16 protein-coding genes are annotated in these 20,170 nt (G+C 51.5%); 8 read left to right on the top strand and 8 right to left on the bottom strand.

Annotation, left to right across the window (positions count from 1 at the left end; translation table 11 throughout):
* The first annotated feature begins 22 nt into the window (after positions 1–22).
* Entirely contained in the window at positions 23–766 is a 744-nt protein-coding gene (locus H1D31_RS15855) for a hypothetical protein (protein ID WP_065956206.1), read from the top strand.
* 81 nt (positions 767–847) lie between these two features.
* On the opposite strand, the gene ilvN is transcribed toward H1D31_RS15855, so the two are convergent.
* Together ilvN and H1D31_RS15845 are read right to left on the bottom strand one after the other, a co-directional pair.
* The gene (gene ilvN / locus H1D31_RS15850) at positions 848–1,339 is read right to left on the bottom strand and encodes an acetolactate synthase small subunit (RefSeq protein WP_008606421.1); all 492 of its coding nucleotides are present in this window, start codon (positions 1,337–1,339) and stop codon (positions 848–850) included.
* Between the two features lie 2 nt (positions 1,340–1,341).
* Positions 1,342–3,084 (bottom strand): acetolactate synthase 3 large subunit, encoded by a 1,743-nt coding sequence (locus tag H1D31_RS15845; protein ID WP_008950521.1) that lies wholly within the window; start codon positions 3,082–3,084, stop codon positions 1,342–1,344.
* Positions 3,085–3,370: 286 nt separating this feature from the next.
* Between H1D31_RS15845 and H1D31_RS15840 the strand changes: the two genes are divergently transcribed.
* The 4 genes from H1D31_RS15840 (at position 3,371) to H1D31_RS15825 (ending at position 9,645) form a co-directional block, all read left to right on the top strand.
* On the top strand, positions 3,371–4,216 hold the full coding sequence (locus tag H1D31_RS15840) for a co-chaperone YbbN (RefSeq protein WP_261259823.1): 846 nt from the start codon (positions 3,371–3,373) through the stop codon (positions 4,214–4,216).
* Positions 4,217–4,225: 9 nt separating this feature from the next.
* Positions 4,226–5,428, top strand: a complete 1,203-nt coding sequence (locus tag H1D31_RS15835) for a class I SAM-dependent methyltransferase (RefSeq protein WP_261259822.1) — start codon at positions 4,226–4,228, stop codon at positions 5,426–5,428.
* 104 nt (positions 5,429–5,532) lie between these two features.
* Positions 5,533–7,287, top strand: coding sequence for a putative bifunctional diguanylate cyclase/phosphodiesterase (locus H1D31_RS15830; RefSeq protein ID WP_261259821.1), 1,755 nt, complete (start codon positions 5,533–5,535; stop codon positions 7,285–7,287).
* Between the two features lie 9 nt (positions 7,288–7,296).
* Positions 7,297–9,645, top strand: coding sequence for an ATP-binding protein (locus H1D31_RS15825; protein WP_261259820.1), 2,349 nt, complete (start codon positions 7,297–7,299; stop codon positions 9,643–9,645).
* Here H1D31_RS15825 and H1D31_RS15820 read toward each other — a convergent pair.
* From H1D31_RS15820 to speA, 3 genes are all read right to left on the bottom strand, one after another.
* Positions 9,625–10,566, bottom strand: coding sequence for an acyltransferase (locus H1D31_RS15820; RefSeq protein WP_261259819.1), 942 nt, complete (start codon positions 10,564–10,566; stop codon positions 9,625–9,627). The genes H1D31_RS15825 and H1D31_RS15820 overlap by 21 nt on opposite strands.
* Before the next feature lie 15 nt (positions 10,567–10,581).
* Positions 10,582–11,475 (bottom strand): acyltransferase, encoded by an 894-nt coding sequence (locus H1D31_RS15815; RefSeq protein WP_008606428.1) that lies wholly within the window; start codon positions 11,473–11,475, stop codon positions 10,582–10,584.
* 89 nt (positions 11,476–11,564) lie between these two features.
* Complete coding sequence (gene speA / locus H1D31_RS15810) at positions 11,565–13,451, bottom strand: biosynthetic arginine decarboxylase (RefSeq protein WP_065956211.1); 1,887 nt, start codon at positions 13,449–13,451, stop codon at positions 11,565–11,567.
* 133 nt (positions 13,452–13,584) lie between these two features.
* Here speA and speE point away from each other — a divergent pair, with 133 nt between their 5' ends.
* Positions 13,585–14,445 (top strand): polyamine aminopropyltransferase, encoded by an 861-nt coding sequence (gene speE, locus H1D31_RS15805; RefSeq protein WP_261259818.1) that lies wholly within the window; start codon positions 13,585–13,587, stop codon positions 14,443–14,445.
* 72 nt (positions 14,446–14,517) lie between these two features.
* On the opposite strand, the gene H1D31_RS15800 is transcribed toward speE, so the two are convergent.
* On the bottom strand, positions 14,518–15,156 hold the full coding sequence (locus H1D31_RS15800; RefSeq protein WP_008606434.1) for an OmpA family protein: 639 nt from the start codon (positions 15,154–15,156) through the stop codon (positions 14,518–14,520).
* Positions 15,157–15,334: 178 nt separating this feature from the next.
* On the opposite strand from H1D31_RS15800, the gene proB reads away from it, so the two are divergent.
* Both proB and H1D31_RS15790 read left to right on the top strand, forming a co-directional pair.
* Entirely contained in the window at positions 15,335–16,441 is a 1,107-nt protein-coding gene (gene proB, locus H1D31_RS15795) for a glutamate 5-kinase (RefSeq protein WP_261259817.1), read from the top strand.
* A 40-nt stretch (positions 16,442–16,481) separates the two neighbouring features.
* On the top strand, positions 16,482–17,552 hold the full coding sequence (locus tag H1D31_RS15790) for a glycerol-3-phosphate dehydrogenase/oxidase (RefSeq protein ID WP_261259816.1): 1,071 nt from the start codon (positions 16,482–16,484) through the stop codon (positions 17,550–17,552).
* 3 nt (positions 17,553–17,555) lie between these two features.
* Here the strand turns inward: H1D31_RS15790 and argA are convergent, their stop codons facing one another.
* Together argA and H1D31_RS15780 are read right to left on the bottom strand one after the other, a co-directional pair.
* Positions 17,556–18,875: an amino-acid N-acetyltransferase gene (argA, locus tag H1D31_RS15785; protein WP_261259815.1), complete on the bottom strand. Its 1,320-nt coding sequence runs from the start codon at positions 18,873–18,875 to the stop codon at positions 17,556–17,558.
* Positions 18,876–19,017: 142 nt separating this feature from the next.
* Positions 19,018–20,169: a glutathionylspermidine synthase family protein gene (locus tag H1D31_RS15780; protein ID WP_261259814.1), complete on the bottom strand. Its 1,152-nt coding sequence runs from the start codon at positions 20,167–20,169 to the stop codon at positions 19,018–19,020.
* Position 20,170: the final 1 nt, after the last annotated feature.

Genomic DNA, 20,170 nt, shown 5'->3' with positions numbered 1-20,170 from the left:
AAGACAGAGAGGGGAAGCGGCGATGTTAGTACAAGCAGTACGCTGGATATTGGGTGTGGTGCTGGCTTTGTTGATAGCTGCTGCAAGTTGGGCAGCAACAGAACCAGCTCAATCCTCTTTGCAGCTGGTGCTGGGTGAATTGCCGCCATATAACTGTCAGGATCTGGCAACGACGCCGCGTTGTATAAATAATAAAATCGCCGCCAAACTGGCGCATTACAGTGGGCTGGAGATCAGCGTCAGCCTGGCGCCTTACGCCCGTGCTTTGCGGATCTTACAGCAACAGCAGACCGATTTAATGATAGTACTGCAAAATCAGGCGGTGTTGGCGCACGCTGATCCGCTGCTGGCTTTGTACGATGTTGATTTGGTGTTACGGCTGCACCATTCCGCGTCCCGTCTGGCACCACAGGATATCCGTTTGGGTGTGTTGCGAGGCCTTGATCAAGATGTCTATCGTTTGTTACCCGCCTATCGTTATGTCGAGTTATCAGACTATGAACAAGGGGTAGAGATGTTGGCTTTGGGGCGGTTGGATGCCATTTTAGCGCCGGCTGATGCCTTGACGTTTTTACTGCAACGTCATGGCGTTGCATCGCAGATGATGGCAGAGCCTCAGCTACAGGTCCGGCAACAGGTTTGGTTGTATTGCCGCAAGCAGGCGTGCAGTGCCGAGCAACAGCGCCAGCTGCAGCTGGCAGTGCAGCAAATTCTGCCGCACATGCCAGCGATACTGCAGTTGATGCCGATAACTTACTACCAGTAAAACCAGTTGGCCCTGTAGCTTCTTGCCATAACAGTACCGAGCGGGTAAAGCAGTTATATTCTGTAACTGCTCCTCTCTGTTTTATAATGCCAGCGTCTTTTCGCCGCGGGAGATGCCAGAGACGCCGCTGCGCACCACTTCCAGGATCTGGGTACCGCTTAACGCCTGAATAAAGGCATCCAGTTTGTCGCTGGTGCCCACCAGTTGCACGGTGTAAGTAGTGGCAGAGACATCGACGATCTGGCCGCGGAAGATATCGGCACTGCGTTTTACTTCATCCCGTTGCTCGCCGACGGCTTTCACCTTGACCAGCATCAGCTCGCGCTCGATATGGGCAGCCTCGCTCAAATCCGTCAGTTTTACCACTTCAATCAGTTTATGCAGTTGCTTGGTAATTTGCTCGATCACCTGATCATTGCCATGGGTCACCAGCGTTAAACGCGACAGCGTCGGATCTTCTGTCGGCGCCACGGTCAGCGAGTCGATATTATAGCCACGCTGGGCAAACAGGCCGACCAAACGTGCCAGGGCGCCGGATTCGTTTTCCAGTAATACAGAAATAATATGCCGCATGCTTAAGTCCTCTCTGTCTTACTTAAAAACATCTCATTGACCGCACCGCCCGGAATTTGCATCGGATAAACGTGCTCTTTCGGATCGATATGGATATCCAGAAACACCAGCTGATCTTTGAGCTCGACAAAGGCGCGCTGCAGTGCCGGTTGCAACTCTTCCGGTTTGGTGACCCGGATGCCGACGTGGCCATAGGCCTCAGCCAGTTTGATAAAGTCAGGTAACGAGTCCATATAGGAGCTGGCGTAGCGCGACTCATAGTTCATATCCTGCCACTGCTTAACCATGCCCAGATAGCCGTTATTCAGGTTGATAATCTTCACCCCCAAACCATATTGCTTGCAGGTCGACAGCTCCTGAATATTCATCTGAATTGAGCCCTCGCCGGTGACACAGACCACATCCGCCTGCGGGAAATTCAGCTTGACGCCCATCGCTGCCGGCAAACCAAAACCCATGGTGCCAAGGCCGCCGGAGTTGATCCAGCGGTTTGGTTTATTAAATTTGTAGTACTGTGCGGCAAACATCTGATGCTGGCCGACATCACTGCAGACAAAGGCTTCGCCTTTGGTGATCTTGCTGACCTGCTCTATCACATGCTGGGGCTTTAACAGCGCAGAGGTAGTGTCATAGCGGCCACCATGTACAGCGCGCCAGTCATTAATCTGCTGCCACCATTGCTCGAGCGCACTGCTATCCAGCTTTTTCTTTTTCTGCTTCACAGTCGCCAGCATTTCTTCCAGCACTGGCTGTACCAAGCCAACAATAGGGATATGGGCATTGATGGTTTTTGAGATACTGGCCGGGTCAATATCGATATGGATAATGGTGGCATTCGGACAGAATTTTTTGGTGTTGTTAGTGACCCGATCGTCAAAGCGGGCGCCGACCGCCAGGATCAGATCAGCATGATGCATGGCCTGATTCGCCTCGTAGCTGCCATGCATCCCCAGCATACCGATAAACTGCTTGTCCTCACCCGGATAGGCACCCAGCCCCATTAGGGTATTGGTCACCGGCAGGTTCAGGTATTGCGCCAGTTCAGTCAGCTCGGCGGCAGCGCCACCCATAATCACGCCGCCGCCCGAGTACAGCACCGGCTTTTTCGCTGCCAACAGCGCGCTAACCGCTTTTTTAATCTGGCCGCTATGGCCTTTTAGTTTTGGCTGATAAGAGCGCAGCTTAATTTCGTCCGGATAATGATACGGAAACTTATTGCTCGGAATCGTCATATCTTTCGGGATATCCAGCACCACCGGGCCCGGCCGGCCGCTTTGCGCAATGTAAAACGCCTTCTTAATCAGGTACGGAATATCCTCGGGGCGGCGCACCGACATATTGTGTTTCACAATAGGGCGGGAAATGCCCAGCATATCGGTTTCCTGGAACGCATCTTCACCAATCAGATGGCTCATCACCTGGCCGGTCAGCACCACCATCGGGATTGAATCCATATAGGCGGTGGCGATACCGGTCACCGCATTAGTGGCACCCGGGCCGGAGGTGACCAGTACCACGCCGGCCTTACCGGTGGCGCGGGCATAGGCATCGGCCATATGGGTCGCGGCCTGTTCGTGGCGCACCAGCACGTGTTTTACTTTATTTTGCTGAAATAACGCATCGTAGATATGCAATACAGCGCCACCGGGATAGCCATAGACGTATTCTACCCCTTCATCGGCCAGCGCACGGATCACCATTGCTGCACCCGATAACATCTCGGCATGTTTGGATTGGCTTGTCATAGTCAGGTCTCATCATTTTACTGAGGTCAAAGCGCCTGTTTTTTGGGTACAGGACGCTGTTGGCAGCCTAAATGCTACCTTGTGCTACGTGGTTGGCTGAACGGTATTGGCGAACCTTACCGGCGCTTTAGTGGTTAGCTCTGAGGCTTTTATAGTGCGCCTGATTAATTTACGGTAATGGCCGCGGAAAGTCGATGCCTTTTTCATGCTTTTAGACTTCTTTACTGCTTTGAAAAGCGGCACGTCGCCACCATAGTACAGGGAGTTAAAGCTAAGGAAGTGAAGTATGCAAAACCCTATTGTTGACGTCAGCCTGATCAATGCCCGCGAAGTGCTAGACCGTTCGTTACAGCAACTGGTGATCTTCCAGTTCTGGTCGGCGCGCAGTGCGCTTTGTCAGCAGTTAAGTCCGGTATTGGAAAAAATTGTCCGCCAGTACCCACAGCAATTGTGTCTGGCCAAAGTAAATTGCGATCAGGAGCAGGACTTGGCGATGCAGTTTGGTGTGCAATCACTGCCTACCGTCATGCTGATTAAAGATGGCCGGCCGGTCGATGGTTTTGCCGGTGCTGAGACCGAGCAGCAAATTCTGACCCGGCTGGCGGCTTATCTGCCAAAACCGGAAGATGAGTTGATTGCCAAGGCCCAGCAATATTTGGCACAGCAGCAACTCGCTGAAGCTTATCCGCTGCTGGCCGAAGCGCTGACGCTGGCGCCAGAGCGGATAGAAATTAAACTCTGGTTAGCCGATACCGCTATTGGCCTTGGCCAGTTAACCCAGGCTGAAAAGCTGCTGGCTGAAGTGCGGCTGGCTGATCAGGACGCCTTATATAAAACCGTACTGGCCAAGCTGGAGTTGGCGCAGCAGGCCAGCAATACACCGGAGATCCAGGCGCTGGAAGCCCGGCTGGCAGCAGCACCGGCAGATAACAGTTTAAAAGAGCAATTAGCTGTGCAGTACCAGGCCGTATTGCGCTCAGAAGAGGCATTGGCGTTGCTGCTGCAGATTCTGCAGCAGGACCTGAACTTTGGACAAAGCAAAAAGCTGTTTTTAGATATCCTGGCGGCCTTGCCTAAGGGCGACCCGCTGGCCAGCCAGTACCGGCGTAAACTCTATGCGCTGTTGTACTAAGGCCGCTTGTTGAGTGCCTTTAGCTGCAGTGATGCTGAGCTGGGTAAGCTGTTTACTCAGGTTGCTGCTGTCCTGCACCGTTATCAGCGCTATTGGCAGTTGCAGCCGATGGCGCGCTCGGCCCTACCCTTTGACGCTGCACTGAATAGCCTGCTGCAGAGCTTATCGCTTACTGAGCTGGCGGCACTGGAAGATAACCCAGAGCAGCAACAACAGCGGTTTGGCACCTTTTTCCCCGAACTCTTTGCGCTACCGGCGACCAGTCAGGCTGAGCCGGCAGAGGCCTTACCCGAGTGGCCATTTTGGCTCACCAATGGTATTGGCGGGCGTAAACTCTCGCAAATTCAGCATTTTTGTCAGCAGCTCGCCCCATCCGAGCTGCCGCTGTTGGAATGGTGTGCCGGCAAAGGCCATCTGGGGCGGCTACTGGCGGCGCAGGGCCGGCAGGTGACCAGTATTGAATGGCAGGCCGAACTGTGCCGGCAGGGCGAGGCACTGGCAGCACAATTTCAGTTGCCACAGCGCTTTGTCTGTGCCGATGTGCTGACGCCGGCGGGACGGGCAGTGCTGTCGCCACAGCAACAGCTGGTCGCTTTACATGCCTGTGGTGATTTACATTTGCAGTTAATCAAACATGCCGTTGCCGTCGGCACGCACGCCTTACAGCTGGCGCCTTGTTGTTACCATCTGATTGCCGCTGAACATTATCAGCCGTTATCGACGCTGGCGCAGCAACATAATCTGCAGCTGAGCCGACAGGATCTGAAACTGGCGGTGCAGGCTCAGGTTACCGGCGGTGAACGGGTCGCGCGGCTGCGGCAAACCGAAGTCAGCTGGCGGCTGGCGTATCAGTTATTACGGACTGAACTGACGGCTGATGCCAGCTATCAGCCGCTGCCATCTTTACCTAAACACTGGTTTAGCGGTGACTTTAGCGCTTTTCTGGCCTATGCAGCGCAGCTGCAACAACTGCCGTTACCGGCGGTTATCGATAATAACGCTTTGCTGGCGAGGGCTGACGAAGCTTATCTGCAACTGCAACGTATTGATGCGGTGCGGCATCTGTTTCGCCGGCCGCTAGAGCTGTATCTGGTGTTAGACAGGGCAATGTATTTACAGCAGCATGGCTATCAGGTACAGCTCAGTCTGCTCTGCGATTATACTATTACTCCGCGTAACTTCCTGCTAGAGGCGCGTAGACTAAGCCACTAGCCGGATGGCAAAAACCGCTAAAGTTCGCTGTGCCAATTACACTTTTCTAAATAAAGTATGCTATGTTGAAATAATCTACAATCGCAGTATCAACAGGTGTCAGCATGCAGGACGAGTTGTTTCAGTTTGCGGAGGAGTCTGCCAACACTGCTATCGTCAAACCAGAACTGCAGGTGTTGAAATTATTGATTGTTGATGATGACCAGGATGTGCATAACGTCTCGGAGTTGTTGTTACGCGATCTGGAATTTGACGGCTACCGGCTTCAGATGTTGCACGCTTACAACAGTCAGGAAGCCTTTGCCATTTTGCAGCAAGATGAAGAAATCGCCATTATTTTACTTGATGTGGTGATGGAGTCTGATGACGCTGGTCTGAAACTGGTAAAACGGATCCGAGATACGCTAAATCGTCGCAAGGTGCGGATTATCCTGCGCACGGGCCAGCCTGGTTACGCCCCCGAGCTGGAAACCATTGTAAACTATGATATCAACGACTATAAAACCAAGACTGAACTGACCCGCGAGCGGCTATTTACCTGTTTAATGGCGGCAGCGCGCAGTTATTTGCAGTTAGCGCAGTTGGAACGGCTGGCTTTTGATGATCATCTTACCGGCCTGCATAACCGCAATGGTTTGCTGAATGCGATGGCAATTGCCGCCGCCGGAGGCAAGATCCACACATTACAGCTGATAGACCTGGATCATTTCTCTGTTCTGAACGACACCTTTGGCAATGAGCTGGCAGATCAGTATCTGCAACAGGTGGCACAGCGTCTGCTGCAAGTTCCTTCACTGGTCACGGTCGCCAGACTGGCTGCTGATAAGTTTGCCCTTCTAAGTGAGGCGCCGGTAAGCCTGAGCGAGCAACTATTAAGGCAGCAGTTGTCACAGCGAGCTATCGAGCTTGCCGGTGTAAAACAAGAAGTTAGCTGCTGTCTGGGTATTGCTACAACACATGCTGATATCAGTCCTTCCGAAACCTTGTCCCATGCCTATATGGCATTAAAAAAAGCTAAACAGACCGGGATTGGTCAAACCGTGGTCTTTAATGAGGCGATGATCGAGGCGTTAAGGCAGAGAGTGGATCTGTTGTCATCGTTAAATAAAGGCCTGGAGCATGACCAGCTATATGTGGTGTACCAACCGCAGTTTGATCTTAATACTGGCCAGATAGTGGGGGTGGAAGCTCTTGCCCGCTGGGTTGATGAGACCGGGCGCCATGTCTCGCCGGCGATCTTTATTGAGCTGGCAGAGCAGGCAGGATTGATCCACCGCTTGGGTCTGCTGGTGTTACAAAAAGCACTGCGTGATTGTGCGCCGATCTGTCAGGCCCTACCCGACTTCAGACTGGCAGTAAATGTATCATCTGTACAATTTAAGCACCCTGATTTTCTGGATCTGGTATTGCACACTATTGCTGAATCGGGAGTACCGGCGCAGCAAATAGAAATTGAATTAACCGAATCGGCTGCGATGGATTTTTCGGCAGAAACCGAACAAAAGCTGGCCGCCTTAAGAGCGGCAGGTATTACGTTAGCGATAGATGATTTTGGTACCGGCTTTTCGTCTCTGGCCTATCTGGAACAACTGCAGGCGAATTGTCTGAAAATTGACAGAAGCTTTACCAATAAGCTGACTGAGTCGGAGTCTGGTTTACGGATTGTGCAAACTATCCTGGCTCTTGGGCAGCGGCTGAAAATGCGGGTCTTGGCCGAGGGTATTGAGTATCAGAGCCAGCTCAACGAATTAAAAGCCATGGGTTGCGACGAAGGGCAAGGTTACTTGCTGGCCAAGCCTATGCCATTGAGTGCATTATTACAATTTCCGGCACTACAGCAACGTCTGTCACCGACCTAGGGCAAAATAATGGCCAGACAGCTGAAGCGCAGCTTATTGGTATCCTCGCTCTTCCTACTGATTTCGTTTGGCAGTATGTTATTGGTTGCGGTTTTTTTATTGCGGCAAGCGGCCGAGCAAAGCCATCAGGATGCCAAAGAGCAGTTGCTCAGTTCGATAGAATTTCAATTGTTTCTGAATGCAGAAACCATCAGCAGTAATATCCAGAGCCATATCAAAAGAGCGATTGAGACGCCTGCCTTACTGGCATTAATGGCCAGCCGCACCGTCGAAAAAAATGAGCAACTTTCCCGCAATCAGCTGAAAACGTTGGTGGAAGAAGCACTACGTGCCAATCCAGTGATCAATGCCGCTTATATGCATTTTGAACCCAACGCTTACGATAACGCCGACCAACAGTATCTGGGGGACTATGACCATAGCTCAGATACCGGGACCTTAGAGATCTACTGGGTGCGACAGCGGCAAGATTTAAAATTTTATCCAATCGGCGATGCCAGTTTTAAATATCAAACGGCCGTCGATGCATATGGACAGGCTGAATCGGCCTGGTTTCTCTGCCCACGCGATACCGGCAAGAGCTGTATCACCGAGCCTTTCTGGTGGGAGTTGGAGCCGGATGTAAAGATACAACTGATGTCACTCACCTTACCGGTAAAAGCGGGTGAACGCTTTCTTGGTGTGGCAGGCGTCGATCTGGAGATGCCAGATTTTGTTGCTACTATTAATGATTTAATCCGGCCACTATATGGCGGTAATGTTCGCTATTATCTGCTATCTGGCAGCCAACGTTTGCTGGCTAGTAATGATTACCCCGGACGTAGTGGAGAATACCTAACGCAAATAGCGCCAGATATCGCAGAGTTGGCTGGCGACACCGGCAGCAGCTTGTTTCTGCAAGGGGAGCAGAGTTTTCGGGTAGAGCGCCTGCAATTGCCTATTTTAAATCAGCAATGGCAAATGTTATTGCTGATCCCACAACAGCTATTGATGCAAGAATTTAATCAGGTACAGCAGCAATTAACCCGGTTAAGTGTCCGCAATATGGTGTTTCTGATCCTTAGCTTTGGCCTGCTGATCCTGATTACGTTGGTGATTGCGCTGCGCTATTTGCACCGGCGGGAAAGCCTGCTAAGTCAAAGTCAGGCGGAACTGGCTTCGATCCTATTGGCGGCACCGACACCTATTACTGTAGCTTATCCAGCCGTTAAAGGTTTTACCTTAAGTAAGGTGAATCAGGCCTGGTTGCAGCAATTCGGCTTTCAGAGTGCCGAACAAGCCGTGGCACTTGCAGCACATGAGAAAATCTGGAGCTCGGCCGCCGATCAGCAGCGCTTAATGACGCAATTACAGCAGGAAGGCGAAGTAAATGCCTTTTTAAGTTGGCTGGTGCGGCAGGATGGGAGTGAATTTCTAGCCGAAGTTTCGGCGGCACTGCTTAGTGCTGAAACGCAGCCATTACTGATTATGGTGTATGAGGACGTGACCAGTCACTATCAGTTACAACGCCAATTACTACAAAGCAATGAGTTATTGGAACAACGGGTAGCGGAGCGCACCGGGCAATTAACAGATACTATCAACACCCTGGCTCGCACCCAACAAGAGCTGATTCATTCAGAAAAACTGGCCGCTTTGGGAAATCTGGTAGCGGGCATTGCGCATGAGTTAAATACACCGGTTGGCAATTCGGTGATGGCAGCCTCTAAGTTGAAGGCGGATATCCGGTTGTTAAATCAACAACTGAATAACGGTTTGACCAAAAAAGACTTACAGAATTTTATTAGCCAGGGTGCGACCAGCAGCGACATTATGGAGCGCAACTTACTAAGGGCCGCTGGTTTAATTAGTAGCTTTAAACAGGTTGCGGTCGATCAAACATCATTGCAGCGCCGGGAGGCAGCGCTGGCTGATATTGTGCAAGACGTGATGTTGATGCTGCAACCCACTATTCGCAAAAGCGGACATCAGGTTCAGCTCGAATTACCGCGGCAAACCATTCTTCTCAATACTTACCCGGGACCCTTGGAGCAGGTATTAATTAATTTAATTCAGAATGCGTTGTTGCATGCCTTCGATACGCCGGGGGGGACAGTGACTCTCAGCGCTGAACTACAAGATAGCCGATTACTTCTGAAGGTATCGGATAATGGCAAAGGTATTCCTGACGCGATTCAAAGCAAAGTCTTTGAGCCCTTTTTCACTACCCGATTGGGGCAAGGAGGCTCAGGGCTAGGCCTGAGCCTGGTACATAATATGGTTACCGGGATTTTGAAGGGCCATATCAGCCTGCACAGCACACCAGGGGAAGGCAGCTGTTTTAGTGTGGTGATCCCGTTAGTCGTGCCGGCTAAGTAGCGGCGTATTGGTTACAACGGCCTGATGCGCTTGTTGATAATAGGCACTGATTTGCTGATCTTTATGCTGCCAGCGCTGATTCAGCCACTGCTGGAAGTTATCGCGAAATACCGGATCATTAAAATAATCACCAATGACTGCGGCATCAACCGGCAGGATCTCGGCCTGGATCACCACCCGTTTTAACCGTCCCATCAACATATCCATGGCAATATGCTGGCTGTTATCCGGGTAAATCAGCGTGACGTCCAGGATAGCATTAAACTGCTCGCCCATACTGGCCAGTGTAAAGGCGATACCACCGGCTTTGGGTGGCAGTAAATGGGTAAAGGGGCTGTTTTTCGCGCGCTGTTTTTCTGGTGTACAACGGCTGCCTTCCACAAAGTTGATAATAGTCGTCGGTGTATGCACAAACTTAGCACAGCTGTTACGGGTAGTTTCGATGTCCTTGCCTTTAAGTTCAGGATGTTTGGCCAAAGTCGCGGCGCTATAGCGTTTCATATAGGGCATATCCAGCGCCCAGCAGCCGGTGCCAAGGAAGGGCACCCACTTTAACTCATCTTTTAAAAAGAATTTTGGCTCCGGGATCAGGTGATAAGCAAAGGTACTGACCACCGGAATGTCAACCCAGCTCTTATGGTTGGCGATCAGCAAATACCAGCTGTCTTTATCCAACTGCTGCTGACCACTGATTTGCCAGTCGACATTATTAAACAGGTTAATTAAAAAGGTGTTCACCGCCGTCCAGCCGCGGTAGCAGCGCCGGCCCAGAGCGGCAATCAGCCGGTGCGCAGCTTTAAAAGGTAACAGCAGTTTCAGGATGCCAAGCGGGGTAACCACTATGCCCCAGAATGCCAGATTTAACGCAAATAAACTAAAGCTGATCGGTAACAGTAAAAATCCGGGTAAAAAGCTTAGCATCGTTGACACACTCCGTTATTTGCCTGCGCTTGTCTCTAGCCTGGCCAGTTGCTGGTCTTTCTCTAACCACAACTGATTTAACCACTGCTGAAAGCGCTCACGATACGCCTGATCGTGGTAATCGCCTATTAACTCTTTCGCAATAGGCAGTACCTTAATATTGACTGTTATAGCATGAACCTTGCCGGAAATATAATCCCAAAATGTTGGAATGCCGCCAGGATAGTGAATGGTCACATCCAGCAGTTTATGTAATTGTTCGCCCATTGCCCCCAGCACAAAGGCGGTGCCACCAGCTTTGGGTTTTAACAGATGCCGGAACGGCGACTGCTGGCGATCGTGCTTATCACGGGTAAAGCGGGTGCCTTCGACAAAATTCATCACAGATACCGGCTTAAAGCGGAACTTGGCACAGGCTTTACGTGTCGTTTCGATATCCTTGCCCTGTAGTTCCGGACGTTTCTGTAGTAATTGTTTGCTATAGCGCTTCATAAAGGGGAAATCGAGCGCCCACCAGGCCAGGCCCATAAAGGGCACATACAGCAGTTCTTTTTTCAGGAAGAATTTAATAAAGGGGATCTTGCGGTTAAAAATATTCTGCAGAATTAAAATATCGGCCCAGGATTGATGGTTGGCGATAATCAAATACCAGTCTTTACGCGAGAGTTTTTCCAGTCCTTCAACCCGCCACTTGATCGAGGTAAAAATACGGGTCGTCAGGTTATTAACGCTGATCCAGGCTACCGCCATCGCATCCAGCAGATAGGTCATCCAGGCTTGCCAGCGTTGGATCGGCAGGAGTTTCAGAATCGCCAATAACATAATGGGTACAAACCAAAATAAGGTATTGACGACATACAGCAGAAAGGAAAGCGACCCCTTTATCGGGTGCGGTAACCAATTTAACATAAGGCACTTATCTCATTTTCAGGTGGCAATACCACCGGCTAAATGGGGAGGTGTAAGTGGTTACACCTCCGATCAGTGCCTATTCTAGCTTAATCTTCGAAGTAGGTGTAACCATAAACGCCGGCTTTCAGCTCATCCAGCAGTTCATCTTTACGCTCATCCTGCAGATCCAGTTTAGCCAGTTGTTTGGTGTAAGAGGCAATCAGCTTCTTGGCATCAAACTGCACATAGCGCAGCACATCGGCTACCGTATCACCCTTGATAATATTGGTCAGCTTGTAACTGCCATCTTCGGTCAGTTCGACATGCACTGAATCGGTATCACCAAACAGGTTGTGCAGATCACCCAGAATTTCCTGATAGGCGCCAACCATAAACATACCAAGCAGATATTGCTGATCGTCCTTGTATTCCGGCAGCGGCAGGCTGGATTCGATACCATTGCCATCCGCATAGCTCTTCAGCATACCGTCTGAGTCACAGGTAATATCCTGAATAATGGCGCGGTGATTCAGTGGCTCAGTCATCCGCTCCAGCGGCATTACCGGGAACAGCTGATCAATACCCCAGGCATCCGGCATGGACTGGAACAGCGAGAAGTTAACGAACAGCTTATCGGCCAGTTTTTCGTTTAACTCATCGTGAATCGCGCGGTGCGAGCGGGCATTCAGATCCAGATTCGCCCGTACCTTATTAATGGTGGCAAAGTACAGCTGCTCTAACAGCGACCAATCTTGTAACGTCAGCAGGCCATGCACATACTGGGCATGGGCATCGGTAAAGTAGTGTACAGCATCATGATAGGACTCGACGGCACTACGTGGCGTTACATTCTTGTAGGCATCCCACATCCCTAAAATGACCGTCGGCGCATCTTCGCTCGGCTCCGGCAGATTCACTAAACCAGGCGCCCGCTCGATATCGATGGCATCGGTTACCAGTACCGCATGGTGTGCGGTCATCGCCCGGCCAGACTCGGTAATAATATTCGGATGTGGTAAGTCGTACTCGTCACAAACTTCTTTTAAACCATTAACCACGTTGCGGGCATATTCATACATGGTGTAGTTCATCGAACAGGCAGAGCGAGATTTCGAACCTTCGTAATCGACACCTAAACCGCCGCCGACGTCTACTGTGGTAATAGGCACGCCGAGGGTACGCAGTTCAGCGTAGTGACGGGCACATTCGCGGATCGCATTGTGAATATCGCGGATATTGGCAATTTGCGAGCCGATATGGAAGTGCACCAGCTGCAGCAGGTCTAACTTGCCGGCATCACGCAGAATATCGATAGCTTGCAGTACCTGGGTGGCGGTGAGGCCAAATTTACCTTTTTCACCACCGGTATTTTGCCATTTGCCTTTGCCGACCGAGTTTAAGCGAATACGGATCCCGATCCGTGGCGCCGCACCCAGATTATCGATTTCGCGTAGCAAGGTTTTCAGCTCTGACAGCTTTTCAACAACCACATAGACCGTATGGCCCATCATCTGGCCAATGGTCGCCAGACGCAGGAACTCGCTATCCTTATAGCCGTTACAGACGATTTGTAGCGGCTGCTCGGTTACGCCAAGGATCGCCATCAACTCTGGCTTACTACCGGCTTCCAGGCCGACTTTGCCGCTATCATGGCTAATCAGGCGCTTAACTACTGAGAATTGCTGGTTTACCTTGATTGGATATACCGCAGTGTATTGGCCCTGATATTCTTTTTCGGCTTTGGCGCGTTGGAAAGACTTAATTAAGGTGTCGACCCGGTGTTGCAGAATATCGGTAAACCGCACCAATACCGGCAGCGTCAGGCCCTCTTCCTTAAAGCGTTGCGTCAGCTCCGGAAAGCTAATACCTGGCTTACTGTGATCCTGATCCGGATAGGCAATCAGATCACCAGCCTTGTTCACATCAAAATAGCCTTCACTCCACACGGCTACGTTATAGATGGAACGTGCCTTCTCAAAACCCCAGTCTGCCATTATCTTTCCTCAAAAAAATTAACTGCTATAGTTTAAAGCCATTAGCCGCAAGGTGCAGCAAAAAAGCCGAAAAATTTGTATGTCAGCGTTGTCGCAGGCAAAATACGCGCCTTATACGTTGCAGGGGGTAAAAATGTCAGTATTTGATGACAAAAAGTGGCTAACCGAGGTGTTTGCCGACAGCGGTAGTGTGTTTGGCCTGGCCATTACCAGAAAACTGGATGAAGTTCAGTCACCCTTTCAGAAAATTGCCATGTATGAAACCACCCATTTTGGCAATCTGATGGTGATTGATGATGTGATCATGCTTAGCAGCCGGGATAACTTCCTGTATCACGAAATGCTCAGTCATCCGGTGCTGTTTACCCATCCGAATCCGAAGAATGTGGTGATTATCGGCGGCGGTGACTGCGGTACCCTGCGCGAGGTGTTAAAGCATCCTGGCGTAGAGCGCGTGACGCAAATCGATATCGACGAGCAAGTGACCCGGATGGCAGAAAAGTACTTCCCGGAGCTGTGCGCGTCAAACAATGACTCGCGCGCGACGCTTAAGTTTGAAGATGGTATTAAATTTATGCGCGAAGCTGCGCCGGGTTCTATCGATGTGATTATTGTCGATTCGACTGATCCAATTGGCCCGGGCGAAGGCCTGTTTAACCGCGCCTTCTATGCCAGCTGTGTGGCGGCCTTAGCTAACGACGGTATTCTGGTACAGCAGAGTGAATCACCGTTGATCCATATGCCGCTGTTAAAAGCGATGCGTCAGGCTATGAGCGATGCTGGCTTTGCCAGCCTGCAAACACTAAACTTCCCGCAAATGGTGTATCCATCGGGTTGGTGGACCTGTACGCTGGCGAAGAAAAGCGGTGCATTTAACGGTTTCCGCGAAGCCGATGCGGCGGCTGCACCCTTTAGTACCGAGTACTACAATGTTGAGGTACATAAGGCGGCCGGTGCCCTGCCAAATTTTGTGAAAAAGGCCTTTGCTGAGTAGTCAGCTGTAAAATAGATACCTGTAAAACACAACGCCCGGCTTAGCCGGGCGTTTTGTCTTTAGCACAAGAAATTACTCGACGATCGGTTCGATATGCACTTCTACCCGGCGGTTGCGCGCGCGGTTGGCTTCTGAGTTATTCTGAAACGCCGGCCGGTCCGGGCCATAACCGATGGTTTCAATGCGGATCGGTTGCACACCCTGCGCGACCAGATAGCTTTGCACGGACTCCGCCCGGGCGCGTGACAGGTTCATATTAAACTGATACGGACCGGTATCATCAGTATGACCGGCGACTACCACCATGGTTTTCGGATACTCACGTAAGACCTTGGCGATATCGTTTAACGCCGGATACAGGCTGGGACGAATATCAGAGCGGTTAATATCAAAAGTCAGTTGCGCCGGAATATCCAGCACTAAACGGTCACCGTCGCGTTGTACGCCCACACCTGAACCTTTTAGCTCTTCGCGCAGCGCCTTTTCCTGGTTATCCATATAGCTGCCTACGGCCGCACCGGCCAAAGCGCCGACCGCGGCACCAATAACCACCCTTTTGTTTTTATGGTTGCCAGTTGCTTTACCTGCTATAGCACCGGCTACCGCACCGATGGCCGCACCGCGGGTGGTATTTTGGTTATCGGTAGTGGCACAGCCGGCCAATACCAGGCTGCCAGACATCACGGCTACTAGTGCAACTTTTGCTTTCATCTTGTTTCTCCATTACGCAATTGGCGCTAAGTATATAGCAGTTTAGGTTAAGGGTATGAATGATTGCTGAATTTGCGGATTAGCTGAAAGAAATAGCGTTAGACATATAGACTGCCAAAGATTAAGCTTTGGACCAGCAGAATAACCCAAAGCAGATGTTGGTAAGCAGGTAGCGAAGATGGCGGTATGTGGCTGGAAACGGATCGTTTTAAAAGTAGGCAGTGCGCTGATTGCGCCTTATGCAGCCGGCTGCTCTACCCGGTATTTGTTATCTATCGCCCGCTTTATTGCCGAGTGCCGGGCGGCCGGTACTGAGGTGGTGCTGGTGTCGTCAGGCAGTGTCGCCGCAGGTCGCAATGCCATTAGCTATAAGCAGTTGCCGTTGCCAATTAACGTGAAACAGGCAATGGCGGCAGTGGGGCAGAGTCGGATGATGGCAAGCTGGGCACAGCTATTTGATTTTGACTGTGCACAGATCCTGCTGACCCATGACGATTTAAAAGATCGCCGCCGTTATCTGAATATCGATAATACCCTGCGCACTTTGCTGGCGAATCAGGTGCTACCCATTGTTAACGAGAATGATACCGTTGCCACGGCCGAGTTAAAGGTCGGCGATAACGATAATCTGGCGGCGATGGTGGCGATTCTGGCTGATGCTGATGCCTTATTAATCTGCTCGGATATCGACGGCCTCTATACCGCCAACCCACGTACTGAACCTGACGCTGTGCTGGTGCCACAGGTTAGCCAAATTACGCCGCAGATTTATGCGATGGCCGGTGGCAGCCACCATGCTATTGGTACCGGCGGCATGCAGACGAAAATTCAGGCCGCCGATAAGGCAACCCGTGCCGGTGTTGATACGCTGATTATCAATGGCCAGAAAGCGGCAACCTTTGATGAATTACTGGCCAACCGGCATTGTGGTACCTTGTTTCAACGACAACAAGAACGGCTTAGTGCGAAAAAGCACTGGCTGCGACATAGCCTGAAACCGCACGGTCAACTGGTGATTGACGACGGTGCCGTGCAGGCACTGCTGGCCCGGGGGGCTTCGTTATTGCCGTCCGGTATCAGTGCTGTCAGTGGTGACTTTGATAAAGGCGATGCAGTACTGGTACTTAATATGGCCGGTCAGACGCTGGCACAGGGCATTAGCCAGTACAGTGCGTTGGAGCTTAGTAAGATCCGCGGCGTAAAAAGCCAGCAAATTGACACCATCCTTGGCTATTGCCCCAGTGAAGTTGCCATTCACCGCGACGATCTGGTGCTGCTTAACTAGACTACACTAAGGACGTAGTCAGCAATCGTTGGGGAATATAATGCAGATTGCGGTAGTCGGTGGTGGCATTAATGGTCTGTGCAGTGCCTGGCAGTTGGCGCTGGCTGGCCATCAGGTTACCTTGTTTGAACGCGACCAGTTAATGCAAGCCACCAGTGCTGCCTCTTCCAAACTGTTACATGGCGGCTTACGCTATCTGGAGCAAGGTGAGTTCCGGCTGGTGCGCGAAGCCTTACAGGAGCGGCGCTGGTGGTTAAAAAAGGCACCACAGTTAACCCGTCGCTTACCCATCCTTTATCCACTCTATCAGCATTCTCAGCGTGCCCGCTGGCAGCTGAAAATCGGACTCTGGTTATACGATAGCTTTGCCGGTAAAAAGGGCATTGGCCGGCATCGCTGGTTAACAGCAGCGCAGACGCTACGCTGCTCACCGCAGCTAAAAGCTGAAGGTTTATTGGGTGCCTATCTGTTTTTTGATGGCCAGATGGATGACCAAAAGCTCGGCCTCTGGATGGCAGAGCAGTGCCGCAAGGCCGGCGTCAATATTGTAGAGCACAGCCCGGTATTAAAAATTCAGCCAGATGGTGAACTGCAGCTGGCCACTGGCAAGCTGAAATTCGCCAGCATTATCAACGTTGCTGGTCCCTGGAGCAGTGCCCTGTTACAGCAATCCGGCCTGCTGGCGGCACCCCTGGACCTGGTGCGTGGCAGCCATTTGTTACTGCCTGCGATTAGCCGTTATGGCCATATGCTGGAAGTGCCGGGTGAGCGGCGTATCGTGTTTGCTTTACCTTATCAACAGCAGTGTCTGCTGGGTACGACTGAGGTGCGGCAGCAACTGGATGAGCCGGTGCAGTGCTCGCCGGCAGAACGTGACTATTTACTTGATGTATATGCACATTACTTTACGCCAGCGGCCACGCCAGAACAGTTGTTGGGGAGTTTTGCCGGCGTCAGGCCTTTGCTGGCTGGCAGTGAAGATGCCAGTCGCGCCAGTCGGGAGTATCAGTTTAGCTGGCAGGGGAAGATTTTGACCGTCAGTGGCGGCAAATGGACCACAGCACGGGCATTGGGTCAACAACTGGCGGCAGAGGTCAACCGCCAGTTATAGCCTTTACAGATCCAGCGCCAGGATTTTCGAGCGGCGCTGATAGTTATACAGCTGCTTTTTCTGGGCCGGCAGATCATCGACGGTCACCAGTTCAAAGCCTTGCTCCAGAAACCAGTGAATACTGCGGGTGGTCAGGGCGAACAGCCGGCTGTATTTGCGTTGCCGGGCCTGCTGGATCACACTTTTTAGCAGGGTAGTACCACGATCGGCATCGCGGTAATCCGGGTGTACCGCCAAACAGGCAAACTCACCAACATTCTCTTCCGGAAACGGATAGAGCGCGGCACAGCCGATCACCAGACCATCGCGTTCAATCAGCGTAAAGTAGTCGATTTCCATTTCCAGTTGCTCGCGCGAGCGGCGTACCAGTAAACCTTGCTGTTCCAGCGGCCGGATCAGATCCAGAATACCGCCGATATCGCTGATCACTGCACGGCGCAATTTTTCTGCCGATTCGGTCACAATTTGGGTACCGATACCATCGCGCGAGAACAGCTCTTGTAACAGCGAGCCATCTTCACTGTAACTCACCAGGTGACAACGTGGCACGCCGGAACGACAAGCCGTTACTGCAGCCCGTAAGAAGGCCGCGGTACCAATACAGTGATCGTCCTGTTGCTCCATTTCATACAGCATGGTTTCTGCCATATTTGGCATTAATTCTGCGGTGATATCCCCATTTTCGCCGACGATACCGCCCACTTCGTTAAAGCCAATCATCTTGTCGGCTTTCAGCCGGATCGCGACCTGGGTGGCAATTTCTTCGGCGGTTAAATTAAAACTCTCACCGGTGACGGAGGCAGCGATCGGCCCCATCAGCACTATGCCGTTATTATCAAGCTGCCGGCGGATACCGGCGGTATCGATCCGGCGCACCTTACCGCTGTGAAAATAATCGATACCTTCATCAACACCGAGCGGCTGGGCGATAACAAAGTTACCGCTGACTACGTTAATTTGTGCGCCCTGCATCGGGGTATTGCTTAAACTCATCGATAAGCGGGCGGTAATATCCAGCTGTAAAGCACCGGCAACTTGTTTGATCAGCCGGAAGGAGTCATCGTCAGTGACCCGGATCCGGTTATGGTATTGTGGCTCCAACCCGGCGTTAAGCAGCGCCTGATTGATTTGCGGCCGGGCGCCATATACCAGCACGACTTTAATTCCCAAGCTATTTAGCAGGGCAACATCGTTAATAATGCTACGAATACCAGGCTGCATAATGGCTTCGCCACCCAGCATCACCACAAAGGTTTTGCCACGGTGGGCGTTGACATAGGGGGCTGACTGGCGGAAACCGCTGACGAGTTCAGTTGTACGCACGGGCGAATATTTTCCTTGCTCGGTATACAGATAAGATAAGTCTGGCAGCATTCCGGGAAAACTGCCAGACCAGCGCAAAAAGTTGCGCAATTTTAGCAATAAAGTGGTTTTATATCCAATATTGCTGCATAAATATTCCCATTTAATCCAGAATAATATGCGGTAAAAAACGCGAACTGTCTTTGGTGATCAGGCTGTTATCTTCGCGAATGCCGATCCCTGCCGCTAAATCACCGACCACCCAGCTGCCAATCAGCGTATAGCTGTCACCAAAGCGTGGTAGCGGCGCAAAAGCCTGCCGGACATAACCGCTGTCGGTATAGGGGCCGCCCTGCTGCAACCGTTCTCCTTGTGGTGTAACCAACTCAACATTGGCGCCCTCCCGCGAGAACAGGGGTTTGCGAACCCAGCCCGGATCCAGTGGCGTCTTGCCATCATCAAAAAAGGCGGGTAGCAGATTCGGATGGCCCTGATACTTTTGCCACAATAACGGCAGTATCCCTTTATTGGAGAGCAGTAACTTCCATAACGGCTCTAAAAAACGGGTGTCGGAGCTTAAAATGGTGCTGGCGAATTCCTCCTGCAGCATAAACTCCCACGGGTAGAGTTTAAACAGCCCCTGGATCGGATAGCCTTCCAGGTCTACCAATTGACCGTCGATATCGCCAATCTGTTCCAGCTGGATATAGCGGCTGTCCAGGCCACTTTGCAGCGCAATATCCATCAGATAATCAACAGTGCCCTTGTCTTCCTGACTTTCGGTGACGCTACTGAAATAGAAAGGGCGTGGTAAAGGCAGCTCGGCAAAGGCCTGCTCCAGTTTGTCCTGCAACGAATTAAACTGATCGGCGCCCTCCGGCAACACACCACGCATTTGCTGGTCTTCCAACCACACCCACTGGAAAAAGCCAGTTTCATAAAGCGAGGTCGGCGTGTCGTAGTTCAGCTCCAGCAATTTCGCCGGGCCCTTGCCGTCATAGGCAAAATCCATCCGGCCATACAGGTGCGGCTCGGCACGCTGCCAGCTCTCTTTCACCGCGTCCCAGAACTGCTGCGGGATCCCGAGTTGGCTCAGCTGTTGTTCACTGCTAACGATATCCGGGATCAGGTCTAAGGCCATCTGATGCAGCTGTTCAGTCGGCGTTTCCAGATCATCTTCAATCTGCGCCAGACTGAACTGATAATAAGCCGACTCATCCCAGTAAGGCTCGTTATCAATGGTATGAAACTGAAAGCCAACACTTTCAGCAAAAGCCTGCCAGCCCGGGCGAGGTGCGATCGGAACCTTTTTCATT

The organism is Alishewanella sp. BS5-314 (genome assembly GCF_025377695.1).
Taxonomy (GTDB): Bacteria; Pseudomonadota; Gammaproteobacteria; order Enterobacterales; family Alteromonadaceae; genus Alishewanella; species Alishewanella aestuarii.
This window is presented reverse-complemented; position numbering and strand designations above follow the sequence as displayed.